The following is a 15,386-nucleotide window of genomic DNA, read 5'->3' on the forward strand; positions in this document are numbered from 1 at the left end:
GGAGCGGGCATTTTTTTAGGCAACCGACGCCTTACTAAGCGACGGGTTCCCCGTCAGTCTTATGACCAACGCGATAGCACTGCTGAATGTTGCCAGCGTCACCACTCCTTCCCAGTTGGCAAGCGCATAGACCTGACTCCCGAGAACGGAACCCAGCGCCATACCGATAAACACCATCGTAAACAGCAGAGCGTTCAATCGTCCTCGTGCCTGAGGCTCCAGGCTATAGACCAGGTTTTGGTGGGCAACCAGGCTGGATTGCAATCCGAGATCAAAACCTACCGCCGAAAGGGCGATAAGCAGCCACTGCCCCTGAACGGGCAGGGCGGGTAACAAAAACATCAGTGCGAAAGATACCGTTACCAGCAAAGCACCCAATTGCGTCACTTTTGCTGCACCCACTTTATCGGCAAGATGGCCCGCCATCGGTGCAGCAAGCGCTCCGGCTGCTCCCGCGATACCAAAAGCACCCGCTATAGCGCTACCCAGGTGGTAATGCTCAGATAACATCACCGCCAGCGTAGACCAGAAGGCGCTAAAAGCAATGGACAGAAAGCCTTGTGCCAGTGCTGCGCGGCGCAAGGTGGAATATCGTTGCCAAAGTTGCACCATCGAGAGCATTAATGATGGATAGCTCAACGTGGAATGGACCGTAAAACGAGGCAGTGCTTTCCACAAAATCGCGGTAATTACGGCAATACTGACGGCAGCAAGTTGGTACATCTCACGCCAGCCAAACGCCTCACCGACCAGTCCACTGACGGTACGTGAGAGTAAAATTCCCAGCAGAAGGCCCGTCATTACGGTGCCCACCGTTTTTCCCTGTTTGCCTTCGGGCGCCAGTATTGCCGCCGCAGGCACAATATCTTGTGCCATGGTTGCCGCCATGCCCATCAACAGGCTCACTATTAACAGTGAATGCAACTGCCCGGTAAAGCTGCATGCCAGAAGCAGCACAGCAAGAGAGATACTTTTCAGCAGGATTAATGTCCTGCGGTCATAACGATCGCCCAATGGCAATAAAAACAAAATACCCAGCGCGTATCCCGCCTGGGTCAGCGTCGGGACCAACCCCATGCCGGTAATACTTAAGTTCAGATCCTGACCCATTAAAGGCAGAAGGGGTTGAGCATAGTAGATAGCAGCGACACTGAATCCGGCACCTACTGCCAGAACGAAAGTGACCCAACGGGAAAGTGCGGTAAATGTGTTCACAGATGATTCCTCAATCACAGGATGTGCGGCTATTTTTATCCTTCAGCGAGTGGCGTGGTAGCGAGCGCAGTGGTAAAACAGTTATACGTCAGGCGTATGATGAAACTGAAAATGATAAAAAATGAGCGTATAGACAGGGTGGAGCTGATGCGTACGTTTGTGCGTATTGTCGAAGCAGGATCGCTTTCGGCAGCGGCAAAACAGATGGGGACAACGCAAGCGACCGTAAGCCGACGGTTGCAATCCCTGGAAACTCTGCTGGGTGTGAAACTGATCATGCGTACCACGCATGCGATGAAATTGACCGACGACGGCGAAAGAGGCTACCAGCATGCCAAGAAGATTATTGATGCCTGGCTGGCGCTGGAAGATGGACTTAATGTCACGGAAGATGAACCGGTGGGGACGTTGCGAGTCCGTGCACCGCATGCGTTCGGGCAACAACAACTGCTTGAGCCGCTTTTGCAGTTTCTTTCGCGCTATCCCCAGGTAGCAGTAGAGTGGATGCTCAACGATAAAACCGTTGATTTTCTGAGCGATAATATTGACTGCGCTATCAGGGTTGGTGCCGAGGTGGATCCGGCCACGGTTGCCGTTTTACTGGCTGAAGTTCCCCGTAGTATGGTGGCGAGCCCTGGGCTGCTGGAGCAATACGGCGAGCTTTCTCATCCTGAGCAGTTATCAGCGCTGCCCTGGATTGCCGTGAATACGTTTTATCAGCATAGCGTTTCGTTGTTGCACCAATTGCGTAATGAGCCAGTCACGTTGAATATTTCACCCAGATTAAGTACCGACAGTATTTATGTCGCAAGGAATGCCGCGCTGGCGGGGTTGGGAGTGACTATTGTTTCAAGTTGGATGGTGGCGGAGGATATTGCCAACGGACGTCTGGTTGCGTTGCTACCTGAGTGGCATGCGGCGCCGTTGCCTGTACATTTGGTTTATCCGTGGGCGCGTTACTATCCGATTCGCTTACGCAAGTTTCTGGACTTAATGAAGGATGTTATGCCGCAGCTGACGGGGATGAAAGGCGTAGATCAGATATAAAAAAGCCGACCCGAAGGCCGGCTTTGATATTGATTATGGCTTACTCGACAGGCTGAGGACGTGTTGCTGGCGCAGTCGCTTGATGCGTTGCACTGTGTCCACCTGCGGCACCTTTGCCTTCAAAGGCGAATGCCGGACGCTGCCAGTCGCTATGACGCGGCGCTTCTGGCACATATTCCGGTGCCGGGGCGCGGGTCATCGGTGCGGTCGCATGGCTGTGAAGGTGTTCAGCATCAACACTGGCTGCGACAACTTCAGGCTTAACGACAGTCGCTTCTACAATTGGCGCTGCAACAACTTCCTGCGGCGCAGCAATCTCTTCAGCAACTGGCGCTGTTTCCACAACTTCGGCAATCTCTTCAACCACTTTTGGCTGGGAAATAACAACCTCTGCAGGCTCTTCAACAACCGGCGCAGTCACAACGTCAGCCACAGGTTCGGCTTCAGCGGCGATTTCTTCTGCAACGGGCGCATCAGATGCAGCGATAATTTGCGGTTGTTCCTCGACCGGGGTCGCAATGACTTCCGGATGCGTGGTTTCAACCTGTGTGGTTTCAACAACGGCGGCCTGAGGCTCAGCTACGACAATCTCTGGCTGCACGGCTTCAACTGGCGCAGGGGCATCCACAATGTGTTCCACGGCAGCTGCAGCAACCTGAGGCTCTACGGCGACAGGTGCGGCTTGTTGCTGGACCATTTCTTGTTCGCGCTGTTCTTCAACCTGCTGATCCTGAGGACGTGCGACAGGGTAGCGGATCCAAACTTTACCGGACGCTAATTCAGGAGATGCACAGGCGACCGTTAACGGCATTGGTGACTGAACCGGATAACGCTCGTCACGGTAACGACGACGACGCTGTCCACTGACGCGCAGATGGCGAGGGGAGCGACGGGAACGACGCGGCATACCATTGGAGTCACGCGCGTCGCTGTTGTCTTCCTGCTCAGTCGCAACGACGGCTGGCAGATCAACTTTCGCCAGTTCGGTGCGTTGTGCTGGTGCAGGCTGTTCTGTTGGCTGAGCGGCAGAGGTTTCAGCAACTACTGCGGCAGTTGCCACTTCGGTTTCAACCGCCGGGCTGTCAGTGAAACGCACTTTCTGAGTCAATTGACGCTGTTTACGGCGAGTCTGAGGCTGACGTACGCGCTCTTCCTGCTCGGCATCCTGCACAGGTTGTTCAGCCTGGTTCAGCTCTTTAACTTCCTGCTGAGCCTGACGCTTGTCATCGTTACGACGGCGGTTGCGTTCGCGACGCGGAGCCTGCTGCTCATCGCCAGATTTCGCTTTGTCTGCAACGTCAGTAGTTTGCTGGCGGTTATCGCGAGCTTCCGCATTTTGCTGCTGTGACTGACGACGGTTACGGCGGTTATCTTCACGGTTTTCGCCGTTTTCTGAACGTTCGTTACGGTTGTCACGGTCACCGCGATTATCACGGTTATCACGACGATCGTTACGGTCACGACGATTGTTCTGACGCGGTTTACGACGATCCTGCTGGCGTTCGGTTTTCTCTTCAGCTTTCGGCGCAGGTTGTTCAACCGGTTTCACTTCTTCGCTACCACCGAAGATGGACTTCAGTGCGCCAAAGAAACGGCTAATCAAACCGGGCTGTTCGGCAACGGCTGCGGTCGCTGCCGCAGCTTTAGGCGCGGCGGCTTTCGCGGCAGGTTCCTGCAGAGCAGGCGCTGGCGGAACGTCTGGCATGGCGAAGGTGGCCAGCGCCGGTTGCTCAGGCTGTTTACGCTCGACGTACTCTTCTTCCGTCGGCAATGCCATTGCCTCTTCATGCAGTTTCGGCAGTAGATAGCTCAGGGTCGGGGTTTCTTCCCCTTTACGTACGCGCAGCACAGAATAGTGCGGGGTTTCCATCTGATCGTTTGGCACGATCACACAGCGCACGCCATTCTGACGCGTCTCGATTGCATTTACCGCGGTACGCTTTTCGTTGAGCAGGTAGGAAGCGATCGGCACAGGAACAATAGCGTGTACTTCCTGCGTATTTTCTTTCAGTGCTTCTTCTTCGATCAGACGCAGAATAGACAGCGACAGTGATTCGTTATCACGTACGGTACCGGTACCGGAGCAGCGCGGGCACACGTGATGGCTGGATTCACCCAGTGACGGGCTCAGACGCTGACGGGACATTTCCAGCAGACCGAAGCGAGAAATATGGCTGATCTGAATACGCGCTCTGTCCTGGCGTACGGCCTCGCGCAGACGGTTTTCAACCGCGCGCTGGTGACGAACCGGCGTCATATCAATGAAGTCGATTACAATCAGACCGCCGAGGTCGCGCAGACGCAGCTGACGTGCAATTTCATCGGCTGCTTCAAGGTTGGTGTTGAACGCTGTTTCTTCGATGTCGCCGCCGCGGGTTGCGCGTGCGGAGTTGATATCGATAGCGGTCAGTGCTTCAGTGCTGTCGATAACGATTGAGCCGCCGGACGGCAGACGCACTTCGCGTTGGAACGCGGACTCAATCTGAGACTCGATCTGATAGTGGCTGAACAGCGGGATTTCGCCGGTGTACAGTTTGATTTTGCTGCTGAAATCCGGACGACCCAGCGCGGCGATGTGCTGACGCGCCATCTCCATGACTTTTGGGTTGTCGATGAGGATTTCGCCGATGTCCTGGCGCAGATAGTCGCGGAAGGCACGCACGATAACGTTGCTTTCCTGATGGATCAGGAACGGAGCAGGGCGGCTGTCAGCGGCTTTTTGAATCGCTTCCCAGTGCTTCAGGCGGAAGCTCAGGTCCCACTGCAGCGCTTCGGCGGATTTGCCTACCCCTGCGGTACGCACGATAAGCCCCATGCCATCAGGCAGTTCCAGGCTTGCCAGCGCTTCTTTTAATTCGGTACGGTCGTCGCCTTCAATGCGACGGGAGATGCCGCCCGCGCGCGGGTTGTTCGGCATCAGAACCAGATAACTACCCGCCAGGCTGATAAAGGTAGTCAGCGCAGCGCCTTTGTTGCCTCGTTCTTCTTTATCGATCTGAACGATGACTTCCTGACCTTCACGCAACACGTCTTTAATGTTGGGACGACCATGGGAGTTGTAGTTAGCGGGAAAGTATTCGCGGGCAATTTCTTTTAACGGGAGGAAACCGTGACGTTCAGCGCCGTAATCAACAAAAGCAGCTTCCAGACTCGGTTCAATACGGGTAATTTTGCCTTTATAGATGTTGGCTTTTTTCTGTTCGTGTCCAGGACTTTCGATATCCAGATCGTACAGACGTTGCCCATCTACAAGGGCGACACGCAACTCTTCCTGCTGAGTCGCGTTAATTAACATTCTTTTCATCGTAACTTACTCATTATTCTTACATTGACGACTAAGCTGCGGGCAGAGTAATGCCTTTCCGGGTGTGAACCGATGGCCTCGTGTCTATTCGCGTCGCCAACCTCACGGTTATCGTCAGCTCAAAGAGGCGCAGAGTGTCGGTTGCCTGTATTTCATACGGAAACACAGCGCAATTATCAGGGGAACAGTCTGGGTGTTACTCTCCAGAGAAGCTTCCATTGTGCTTGTCGTCTTTCACGCTGTCGGTGCGTTGGCTTTATCTTCTCACCCTGGTCACTTACAGGAGTAAGAACCTGGGGGTATCCAGACTTGCCGCCTTCCTACAATGTGAAATCCATAGAGCACTTACCGGTAAGGACTGCAACCCGCAGCCCGCTAACTGCCTGAAAGATCAATACGTCTTACGCCATTGCTGCGTTGATGATCGGTCGGGCAAAATTGGGTCATTCCGGAAAAGTTCTTGTTTTAACAAGATTCAACACGGAAACAACCGCATTATTCCACTGCTAACCTTGTTATAGCAAGATGACTTTTGCCATTTATCACCCGGTTACTCACAGTTTTTTCACTTCCGCGTAGTGATTGCTTTAATAACCACCAAATCGGCTATGTCAAACTTAAGTAATAAGGTATAGCAGTTAATATAAGCATAGAAAAATGTGTGGCGCGAATCTTGATGGCTATTTAAAATCGGCCCCCATGAAAACAGAGACTCCAGCCGTAAAAACAGTTGCCATTACTGCCGACGAAGCAGGGCAACGCATCGACAACTTTTTGCGCACCCAGCTTAAGGGTGTGCCGAAAAGTATGATTTATCGCATTTTGCGTAAAGGCGAAGTGCGGGTGAATAAAAAACGCATTAAACCCGAGTACAAACTCGAAGATGGGGATATTGTGCGTATTCCACCTGTGCGTGTCGCTGAACGTGAAGAAGAGGCCATTTCGCCAAACCTGCAGAAGGTTGCGGCGCTGACCGATGTCATTTTATATGAAGATGACCACATTCTGGTGCTGAACAAACCTTCAGGTACGGCCGTGCATGGCGGAAGCGGGTTAAGCTTTGGCGTCATTGAAGGATTACGTGCGTTGCGTCCGGAAGCGCGTTTCCTTGAGCTGGTGCATCGCCTCGACCGGGATACCTCCGGTGTGCTGCTGGTTGCCAAAAAACGCTCAGCCTTGCGTTCATTGCATGAACAACTGCGTGAAAAAGGCATGCAGAAAGATTACCTCGCGCTGGTTCGAGGCCAATGGCAGTCGCATGTCAAAACCGTGCAGGCGCCGCTGTTAAAGAACATTCTGCAAAGCGGCGAGCGTATCGTGCGGGTGAATCAGGAAGGCAAACCGTCAGAAACACGTTTTAAAGTGGAAGAGCGCTATGCGTTTGCCACGCTTGTGCGCTGTAGCCCGGTGACCGGCCGTACGCACCAGATCCGTGTGCATACCCAGTATGCCGGTCATCCAATTGCTTTTGACGATCGCTACGGTGACCGTGAGTTCGATAAGCAACTGGCGGATACGGGGTTGAACCGACTTTTCCTGCATGCCGCAGCGTTGAAGTTTACTCATCCAGGTACGGGGGAAGTGATGCGTATTGAAGCGCCAATGGATAAACAGTTGAAGCGCTGCCTCGAGGTATTACGCAGCAAAGCCTGATGCGCGTTGCTTATCAGGCCTACAATCGTGTGATGGACCGTAGGCCTGATAAGACGCGTCGCGTCGACATCAGGCAGATTAATCAGGCGTTCAACGGGTTCATTTCTTCCCGCCGCAGCATTTGACACAACGCGATCAGCGGCAAACCTACCAAGGTATTTGGGTCACGACCCTCCAGGCGTTCAAAGAGTGAAATACCTAACCCTTCACTTTTGAAACTACCTGCACAATGGAGCGGACGCTCTTTGCGCAGATAATCATCAATTTCCGCCTCGCTTAAATGACGGAAATGGACGTCAAAAGGTTCTACTTCAGTTTGTAAATGTCCGGTCGCAGAATTATACAGCGCCAGTCCGGTGTAAAATGTCACAATATTGCCACGGGCTTTGAGTAATTGCTGGCGCGCATTTTCTTCTGTTAATGGTTTGCCGGTTATTTCACCATCAAGAACACAAATTTGATCGGAGCCAATAATCAGATGCGAGGGATAACGGTGGGCGAGTGATTGCGCTTTTTGCTGCGCCAGTCGCAACACCAGATGACGTGGCGCCTCGCCTGGTAATGGTGTTTCATCAACCTCTGGTGCTGCGCATTCGAACGGAATTGCCAGTTTTTCGAGTAAAGCGCGACGCCAGGGAGAGGTGGAAGCAAGAATAAGTTGAGGCATATTTTTTCCCTCGCATATAGCGTATTGATGAGAGCCATTTTAAACTATGGACTTCGACCTACAAGCTGGCTGTAGTGGCTTGTCTTGAGCGATTTTAAGTCGATGACCCGCAATGTGTGCGAATTATTGGCAAAAGGCAACCACAGGCTGCCTTTTTCTTTGACTATATGACGTTACAAAGTTAATATGCGCGCCCTATGCAAAAGGTAAAATTACCCCTGACTCTTGATCCGGTTCGTACGGCTCAAAAACGCCTCGATTATGAAGGTATCTATACTTCTGATCTGGTTGAGCGCGTCGCCGATTCTGTAGTCAGTGTGGACAGTGATGTGGAATGCTCCATGTCGTTCGCTATCGATAACCAGCGTCTCGCCGTTATAACCGGTGATGCGAAGGTATCGGTTACGCTCGAATGTCAGCGTTGCGGGAAACCGTTCCCACTTCATGTTCACACAACATATTGTTTTAGTCCTGTCCGTTCTGACGAGCAGGCTGAAGCACTCCCGGAAGCGTATGAGCCGATTGAGGTTAACGAATTCGGTGAAATCGATCTGCTTGCAATGGTTGAAGATGAGATTATCCTCTCCTTGCCGGTAGTTCCGGTGCATGATTCTGAACACTGTGAAGTGTCCGAGGCGGACATGGTCTTTGGCGAATTGCCTGATGAAGCGCAAAAACCAAACCCATTTGCCGTATTAGCCAGCTTAAAGCGTAAGTAATTGAGGAGTAAGGTCCATGGCCGTACAACAGAATAAACCAACCCGTTCCAAACGTGGCATGCGTCGTTCTCATGACGCTCTGACCGCAGTCACCAGCCTGTCTGTAGACAAAACTTCTGGTGAACAACACCTGCGTCACCACATCACTGCCGACGGTTTCTACCGTGGCCGTAAGGTAATCGCTAAGTAATCACGCATGACTCAATGGCTTTCCCACCCCTGGTGAGAAAGACAAAGAGTGAACGCGTGATGAAGCTTAGTGAGGCTTTCCCCGGGTAACTGGGGAAACACCTAACCGGGCAGCGACGATACCTTGACACGTCTAACCCTGGCGTTAGATGTCATGGGGGGAGATTTTGGCCCTACCGTGACAGTGCCTGCAGCATTGCAGGCACTGAATTCTAATTCGCAACTCACACTTCTTTTAGTCGGGGATCCCGATACAATCACGCCATTACTTGCCAAAGCTGACTTCGAACAACGTTCGCGTCTGCAGATTATCCCTGCTCAGTCAGTTATTGCCAGTGATGCCCGGCCCTCGCAAGCTATTCGCGCCAGTCGTGGAAGCTCAATGCGTGTTGCCCTGGAGCTCGTGAAAGAAGGTCAGGCACAAGCTTGTGTCAGCGCCGGTAATACGGGCGCACTGATGGGACTTGCGAAGTTATTGCTCAAACCCCTTGAGGGAATTGAGCGTCCGGCGTTGGTGACGGTTTTACCGCATCAGCAAAAGGGCAAAACGGTGGTGCTGGATTTGGGCGCCAACGTAGATTGTGATAGCACGATGTTGGTGCAATTTGCCGTCATGGGTTCCGTGCTGGCAGAAGAGGTTGTTGGCATTGCCAATCCTCGCGTAGCGTTACTCAACATCGGCGAAGAAGAAACGAAAGGTCTCGACAGTATTCGAGATGCTTCAGCTGTGCTAAAAACAATCCCTTCCATTAATTATATCGGCTATCTTGAAGCCAATGAGTTACTGACTGGCAAAACCGATGTGTTGGTCTGTGACGGCTTTACAGGTAATGTCACATTAAAGACGATGGAAGGTGTTGTCAGAATGTTCCTTTCACTGCTGAAATCTCAGGGTGAGGGCAAAAAACGGTCGTGGTGGCTTCTGTTATTAAAACGTTGGTTACAAAAAAGCCTGACAAGGCGATTTAGTCACCTCAACCCCGACCAGTATAATGGCGCCTGTCTGTTAGGATTGCGCGGCACGGTGATTAAGAGTCATGGTGCGGCCAATCAGCGAGCATTTGAAGTCGCGATTGAACAGGCAGTGCAGGCGGTGCAGCGACAAGTTCCTCAGCGAATTGCCGCTCGCCTGGAATCTGTATACCCAGCTGGATTCGAACTGCTGGACGGTGGCGAAAGCGCAACCTCACGAGCACACAGATAACGGTGCGTTTGTGAATGTAGCCAACGTATCAGCGATTTGCTCGTGGCGGTATATAACCAAAAAGTGACTGAGCGTACATGTATACGAAGATTATTGGTACTGGCAGCTATCTGCCTGAACAAGTGCGTACTAACGCCGATTTGGAAAAAATGGTTGAGACATCTGATGAGTGGATCGTCACTCGTACAGGTATCCGTGAACGCCATATTGCAGCGCCAAATGAAACAGTTGCGACGATGGGCTTTGCCGCCGCAAACCGTGCGATTGAAATGGCGGGCATCGACAAAGAACAAATTGGTCTGATTGTGGTTGCTACCACATCATCCACTCACGCATTTCCAAGCGCGGCGTGCCAGATCCAAAGTATGCTGGGGATCAAAGGCTGTCCGGCGTTTGACGTTGCAGCCGCTTGCGCTGGTTTCACTTACGCCCTGAGCGTTGCCGACCAGTATGTTAAATCTGGCGCAGTTAAGCATGCTCTGGTCGTTGGCTCTGATGTTCTGGCGCGCACCTGTGATCCAACCGATCGCGGAACGATCATCATTTTCGGTGATGGGGCGGGCGCGGTTGTACTGAGCGCATCGGAAGAGCCAGGCATTCTCTCCACGCATCTGCACGCCGACGGTCGCTATGGCGAACTGTTGACGCTGCCTAACGCCGATCGCGTGAACCCAGAAAACCCGATTCATCTGACGATGGCGGGTAACGAAGTATTTAAAGTCGCGGTGACCGAGCTTGCGCACATCGTTGATGAAACGCTGGAAGCCAATAATCTCGACCGTTCTGCGCTGGACTGGCTGGTACCGCATCAGGCTAACCTGCGCATTATCAGCGCGACGGCGAAAAAGCTGGGTATGTCGATGGATAATGTTGTCGTGACGCTCGACAGACATGGTAATACCTCTGCTGCCTCCGTACCGTGCGCGCTGGACGAAGCTGTCCGCGACGGGCGTATTAAAGCTGGGCAGTTGATATTGCTTGAAGCCTTCGGGGGTGGATTCACCTGGGGCTCCGCGCTGGTTCGTTTCTAGTATAAGGATTTAAACATGACGCAATTTGCATTTGTGTTTCCGGGGCAGGGTTCCCAGACCGTTGGGATGTTGTCTGAAATGGCAGCAAGCTACCCGATTGTTGAAGAAACATTTGCTGAAGCATCAGCTGCGCTGGGCTATGATCTGTGGGCGTTGACTCAGCAGGGTCCGGCCGAAGAACTGAATAAAACCTGGCAGACGCAGCCAGCGCTGTTGACCACATCTGTCGCGCTTTATCGCGTATGGCAGCAGCAGGGTGGTAAAACACCTGCGCTGATGGCGGGTCACAGCCTGGGCGAATATTCTGCGCTGGTCTGCGCAGGCGTGATCGCATTTGCTGATGCCGTACGTCTGGTAGAACTGCGCGGTAAGTTCATGCAGGAAGCTGTACCAGAAGGCACAGGCGGTATGTCTGCGATTATCGGTCTTGATGATGCGTCTATCGCTAAAGCATGTGAAGAGTCAGCAGAAGGTCAGGTCGTTTCTCCGGTCAACTTCAACTCGCCAGGTCAGGTGGTTATCGCGGGTCATAAAGAAGCGGTTGAACGTGCGGGCGCTGCCTGTAAAGCTGCGGGTGCGAAACGTGCTCTGCCACTGCCAGTTAGCGTGCCGTCTCACTGTGCGCTGATGAAGCCTGCTGCTGAGAAACTGGCCGTTGAGCTGCAGAAAATCACCTTTAACGCACCGACGGTTCCGGTCGTGAACAACGTCGATGTGAAGTGTGAAACCACGGCAGACGCTATTCGCGATGCGTTGGTTCGTCAGCTGTATAGCCCGGTTCAGTGGACTAAAACCGTTGAATTTATGGCGTCCCAGGGCGTAGAGCACCTGTATGAAGTTGGTCCGGGTAAAGTTCTGACCGGTTTGACGAAACGTATTGTTGACACCCTGACTGCTTCGGCACTGAATGAGCCGGCGGCACTGTCTGCGGCGCTAGAGCAATAAAAGAGGAAGACCATGAGTTTTGAAGGAAAAATCGCGCTGGTTACCGGTGCAAGCCGTGGCATTGGCCGCGCAATTGCTGAGACACTCGTTGCCCGTGGCGCGAAAGTTATCGGTACTGCCACCAGCGAAAGCGGCGCGCAGGCCATTAGTGATTACTTAGGTGCAAATGGTAAAGGTCTGATGTTGAATGTGACCGATCCGGCATCTATCGAATCTGTTCTGGAAAATATTCGCGCAGAATTTGGTGAAGTCGATATCCTGGTCAATAATGCCGGGATTACTCGTGATAACCTGTTAATGCGCATGAAAGATGACGAGTGGAACGATATCATCGAAACCAACCTGTCATCTGTTTTCCGTCTGTCAAAAGCGGTAATGCGAGCTATGATGAAAAAGCGTCATGGGCGTATTATCACTATCGGTTCTGTGGTTGGTACCATGGGAAATGCGGGTCAGGCTAACTACGCTGCGGCGAAAGCGGGTCTGATCGGCTTCAGTAAATCACTGGCGCGCGAAGTTGCGTCTCGTGGCATTACTGTAAACGTTGTTGCTCCGGGCTTTATTGAAACGGACATGACGCGTGCGCTGTCTGATGATCAGCGTGCGGGTACGCTGGCGGCAGTACCTGCGGGTCGTCTTGGCGAACCGAAAGAAATCGCCAGTGCGGTTGCATTTTTAGCTTCTGACGAAGCAAGTTACATCACAGGTGAGACTTTGCACGTCAACGGCGGGATGTACATGGTTTAACCACGATTGAAAAATATTTGCGTTATTAGGGTGAATGGCCTCAAAATAGCGCAAAATCGTGGTAAGACCTGCCGGGATTTAGTTGCAAATTTTTCAACATTTTATACACTACGAAAACCATCGCGAAAGCGAGTTTTGATAGGAAATTTAAGAGTATGAGCACTATCGAAGAACGCGTTAAGAAAATTATCGGCGAACAGCTGGGCGTTAAGCAGGAAGAAGTAACCAACAATGCTTCCTTCGTTGAAGACCTGGGCGCAGATTCTCTTGACACCGTTGAGCTGGTAATGGCTCTGGAAGAAGAGTTTGATACTGAGATTCCGGACGAAGAAGCTGAGAAAATCACTACCGTTCAGGCTGCCATTGATTACATCAACGGCCACCAGGCGTAAGTGAACATCTCCAGGCGGTCATTCGACCGCCTGAGTTTTATCTTTTTATCCCACTTGAATTATTTTCCCTCCCTGGAGGACAACCGTGTCTAAGCGTCGTGTAGTTGTGACCGGACTGGGCATGTTGTCTCCTGTCGGCAATACCGTAGAGTCTACCTGGAAAGCTCTCCTTGCCGGTCAGAGTGGCATCAGCCTGATCGACCATTTCGATACTAGCGCCTATGCAACGAAATTTGCTGGCTTAGTAAAGGATTTTAACTGTGAAGACATTATCTCGCGCAAAGAACAGCGCAAGATGGATGCTTTCATTCAATATGGAATTGTCGCTGGCGTTCAGGCCATGCAGGATTCTGGCCTCGAAATAACGGAAGAGAACGCCCACCGTATTGGCGCCGCTATCGGCTCTGGTATTGGCGGTCTCGGTCTTATCGAAGAAAACCATACCTCTCTGGTAAATGGTGGACCGCGTAAGATCAGCCCGTTCTTCGTTCCGTCGACGATTGTTAACATGGTGGCAGGTCACCTGACCATCATGTACGGCCTGCAAGGGCCAAGCATCTCCATCGCAACCGCCTGTACTTCAGGCGTGCATAACATCGGTCATGCTGCACGTATCATTGCATACGGCGATGCGGACGCGATGGTTGCGGGTGGTGCAGAAAAAGCCAGTACGCCGCTGGGCGTGGGTGGTTTTGGCGCGGCACGTGCGCTGTCTACACGTAATGATAACCCGCAAGCGGCAAGCCGTCCGTGGGACAAAGAACGTGATGGCTTTGTGCTGGGCGACGGCGCAGGCATGGTTGTACTGGAAGAGTACGAACATGCGAAAGCTCGCGGTGCAAAAATCTATGCTGAAGTCGTTGGCTTCGGTATGAGCAGTGATGCTTACCACATGACGTCACCACCGGAAAACGGTGCAGGCGCTGCGCTGGCAATGGTCAACGCGCTGCGTGATGCGGCTATCGAAGCGGGTCAGATTGGCTATGTCAACGCGCATGGTACGTCTACGCCTGCAGGCGATAAAGCAGAAACCCAGGCAGTGAAATCTGTCTTTGGTGATGCGGCAAGCCGTGTAATGGTAAGCTCCACCAAATCTATGACCGGACACCTGTTGGGTGCGGCGGGCGCGGTAGAGTCTATTTTCTCTATCCTGGCGCTGCGCGATCAGGCTATTCCGCCAACCATCAACCTGGATAACCCGGATGAAGGTTGTGATCTGGACTTCGTACCTCACGAAGCGCGTCAGGTTAGTGGTCTGGAGTATGCACTGTGTAACTCCTTTGGCTTCGGTGGTACCAACGGCTCTTTGATCTTTAAAAAGATTTAAGCCCGTTAGCTGATGCGCTAGCATCGATAGCAAATTGAAAAGGTCCGCTTGTCGGGCCTTTTTTTATTCGGTTTTCCGCCCTTGTCCTGTGTTACTCATCCTGCCAAACTAGCGGACCAGAAATAAGGAGCCACCATGTTCTTAATTAATGGCTGCGAGCAGAATATGCTGGCAGCAAGCGATCGAGCGACCCAATTTGGTGATGGCTGTTTTACCACTGCCTGTATTATCGACGGCGAAATCCCTCTCTTTGCAGCGCATCTTGAGCGTTTACAAGACGCTTGCCAAAAACTGCTGATCTCTTTTGAAAATTGGTCCGAGCTGCAAAATGAAATGAAAATGCTGGCGAAAGGGCACGTACGCGGGGTGTTGAAAGTGATTATCAGCCGTGGCAGTGGAGGCCGGGGCTACAGTGGCAAAAATTGTCACAGCGCCACACGCATCCTCTCCGTTTCAGCCTGGCCCGTTCATTACGATCGTTGGCGGCAAGATGGCATTATGCTGGCGCTAAGCCCAGTACGTCTGGGACGTAATCCACTGCTTGCCGGGCTTAAACATCTGAATCGACTGGAGCAGGTGTTGATTCGCTCTCATCTTGAACAGACGGACGCAGATGAAGCACTGGTTCTTGACAGCGAGGGATGGGTTACGGAATGCTGTGCGGCTAATTTGTTCTGGCGTAAAGGTGATGTGGTTTACACGCCTCGCCTGGATCAGGCCGGAGTAAACGGCATTATGCGACAATTCTGTATCCGGATGCTGGCACAATCGCCATTCAGTATTGTCGAAGTGTATGCCGGGTTGGAGGAGGTTATGCAGGCTGATGAAATTGTCGTCTGTAACGCGTTAATGCCCATTATTCCCGTGCGTACCTGTGGCGACACATTGCTGTCTTCACGTTTGTTATTCGATTTTTTAGCCCCACTTTGTGAGCACCCGAATTAGT

At 52.3% G+C, this 15,386-nt stretch carries 14 protein-coding genes; 11 read left to right on the forward strand and 3 right to left on the reverse strand.

What is annotated here, in order from left to right; genetic code table 11:
* Positions 1-15: 15 nt before the first annotated feature.
* A complete protein-coding gene (locus WC1_RS15415; RefSeq protein WP_016149930.1) occupies positions 16-1,215 on the reverse strand; it encodes an MFS transporter in 1,200 nt (399 codons plus the stop codon).
* 21 nt (positions 1,216-1,236) lie between these two features.
* On the opposite strand from WC1_RS15415, the gene WC1_RS15410 reads away from it, so the two are divergent.
* Positions 1,237-2,262 (forward strand): LysR family transcriptional regulator, encoded by a 1,026-nt coding sequence (locus tag WC1_RS15410; RefSeq protein WP_044700682.1) that lies wholly within the window; start codon positions 1,237-1,239, stop codon positions 2,260-2,262.
* A 40-nt stretch (positions 2,263-2,302) separates the two neighbouring features.
* On the opposite strand, the gene rne is transcribed toward WC1_RS15410, so the two are convergent.
* Positions 2,303-5,566, reverse strand: a complete 3,264-nt coding sequence (rne, locus tag WC1_RS15405) for a ribonuclease E (protein WP_016149932.1) — start codon at positions 5,564-5,566, stop codon at positions 2,303-2,305.
* Positions 5,567-6,265: 699 nt separating this feature from the next.
* On the opposite strand from rne, the gene rluC reads away from it, so the two are divergent.
* Positions 6,266-7,219, forward strand: coding sequence for a 23S rRNA pseudouridine(955/2504/2580) synthase RluC (rluC, locus tag WC1_RS15400; RefSeq protein ID WP_003036228.1), 954 nt, complete (start codon positions 6,266-6,268; stop codon positions 7,217-7,219).
* Between the two features lie 82 nt (positions 7,220-7,301).
* On the opposite strand, the gene WC1_RS15395 is transcribed toward rluC, so the two are convergent.
* Positions 7,302-7,886 (reverse strand): Maf family protein, encoded by a 585-nt coding sequence (locus WC1_RS15395; protein WP_016149934.1) that lies wholly within the window; start codon positions 7,884-7,886, stop codon positions 7,302-7,304.
* Between the two features lie 197 nt (positions 7,887-8,083).
* Between WC1_RS15395 and yceD the strand changes: the two genes are divergently transcribed.
* The 9 genes from yceD (at position 8,084) to pabC (ending at position 15,385) form a co-directional block, all read left to right on the forward strand.
* Positions 8,084-8,605 (forward strand): 23S rRNA accumulation protein YceD, encoded by a 522-nt coding sequence (gene yceD, locus WC1_RS15390; protein WP_003036239.1) that lies wholly within the window; start codon positions 8,084-8,086, stop codon positions 8,603-8,605.
* Positions 8,606-8,621: 16 nt separating this feature from the next.
* Entirely contained in the window at positions 8,622-8,795 is a 174-nt protein-coding gene (gene rpmF, locus WC1_RS15385) for a 50S ribosomal protein L32 (RefSeq protein WP_003036242.1), read from the forward strand.
* A 123-nt stretch (positions 8,796-8,918) separates the two neighbouring features.
* Positions 8,919-9,998, forward strand: a complete 1,080-nt coding sequence (gene plsX / locus WC1_RS15380) for a phosphate acyltransferase PlsX (RefSeq protein ID WP_003846798.1) — start codon at positions 8,919-8,921, stop codon at positions 9,996-9,998.
* Positions 9,999-10,075: 77 nt separating this feature from the next.
* A complete protein-coding gene (gene fabH / locus WC1_RS15375; RefSeq protein ID WP_003832181.1) occupies positions 10,076-11,029 on the forward strand; it encodes a beta-ketoacyl-ACP synthase III in 954 nt (317 codons plus the stop codon).
* Positions 11,030-11,044: 15 nt separating this feature from the next.
* Complete coding sequence (gene fabD, locus WC1_RS15370) at positions 11,045-11,974, forward strand: ACP S-malonyltransferase (protein WP_016149935.1); 930 nt, start codon at positions 11,045-11,047, stop codon at positions 11,972-11,974.
* A gap of 12 nt (positions 11,975-11,986) precedes the next feature.
* The gene (fabG, locus tag WC1_RS15365) at positions 11,987-12,721 is read left to right on the forward strand and encodes a 3-oxoacyl-ACP reductase FabG (protein WP_016149936.1); all 735 of its coding nucleotides are present in this window, start codon (positions 11,987-11,989) and stop codon (positions 12,719-12,721) included.
* A gap of 155 nt (positions 12,722-12,876) precedes the next feature.
* A complete protein-coding gene (acpP, locus tag WC1_RS15360) occupies positions 12,877-13,113 on the forward strand; it encodes an acyl carrier protein (protein ID WP_000103754.1) in 237 nt (78 codons plus the stop codon).
* A gap of 85 nt (positions 13,114-13,198) precedes the next feature.
* Positions 13,199-14,440, forward strand: a complete 1,242-nt coding sequence (gene fabF / locus WC1_RS15355) for a beta-ketoacyl-ACP synthase II (protein ID WP_003036260.1) — start codon at positions 13,199-13,201, stop codon at positions 14,438-14,440.
* A gap of 135 nt (positions 14,441-14,575) precedes the next feature.
* A complete protein-coding gene (pabC, locus tag WC1_RS15350) occupies positions 14,576-15,385 on the forward strand; it encodes an aminodeoxychorismate lyase (RefSeq protein ID WP_016149937.1) in 810 nt (269 codons plus the stop codon).
* Position 15,386 lies beyond the last annotated feature (1 nt).

Source organism: Citrobacter sp. KTE30, assembly GCF_000398825.1.
Lineage (GTDB): Bacteria > Pseudomonadota > Gammaproteobacteria > Enterobacterales > Enterobacteriaceae > Citrobacter > Citrobacter freundii.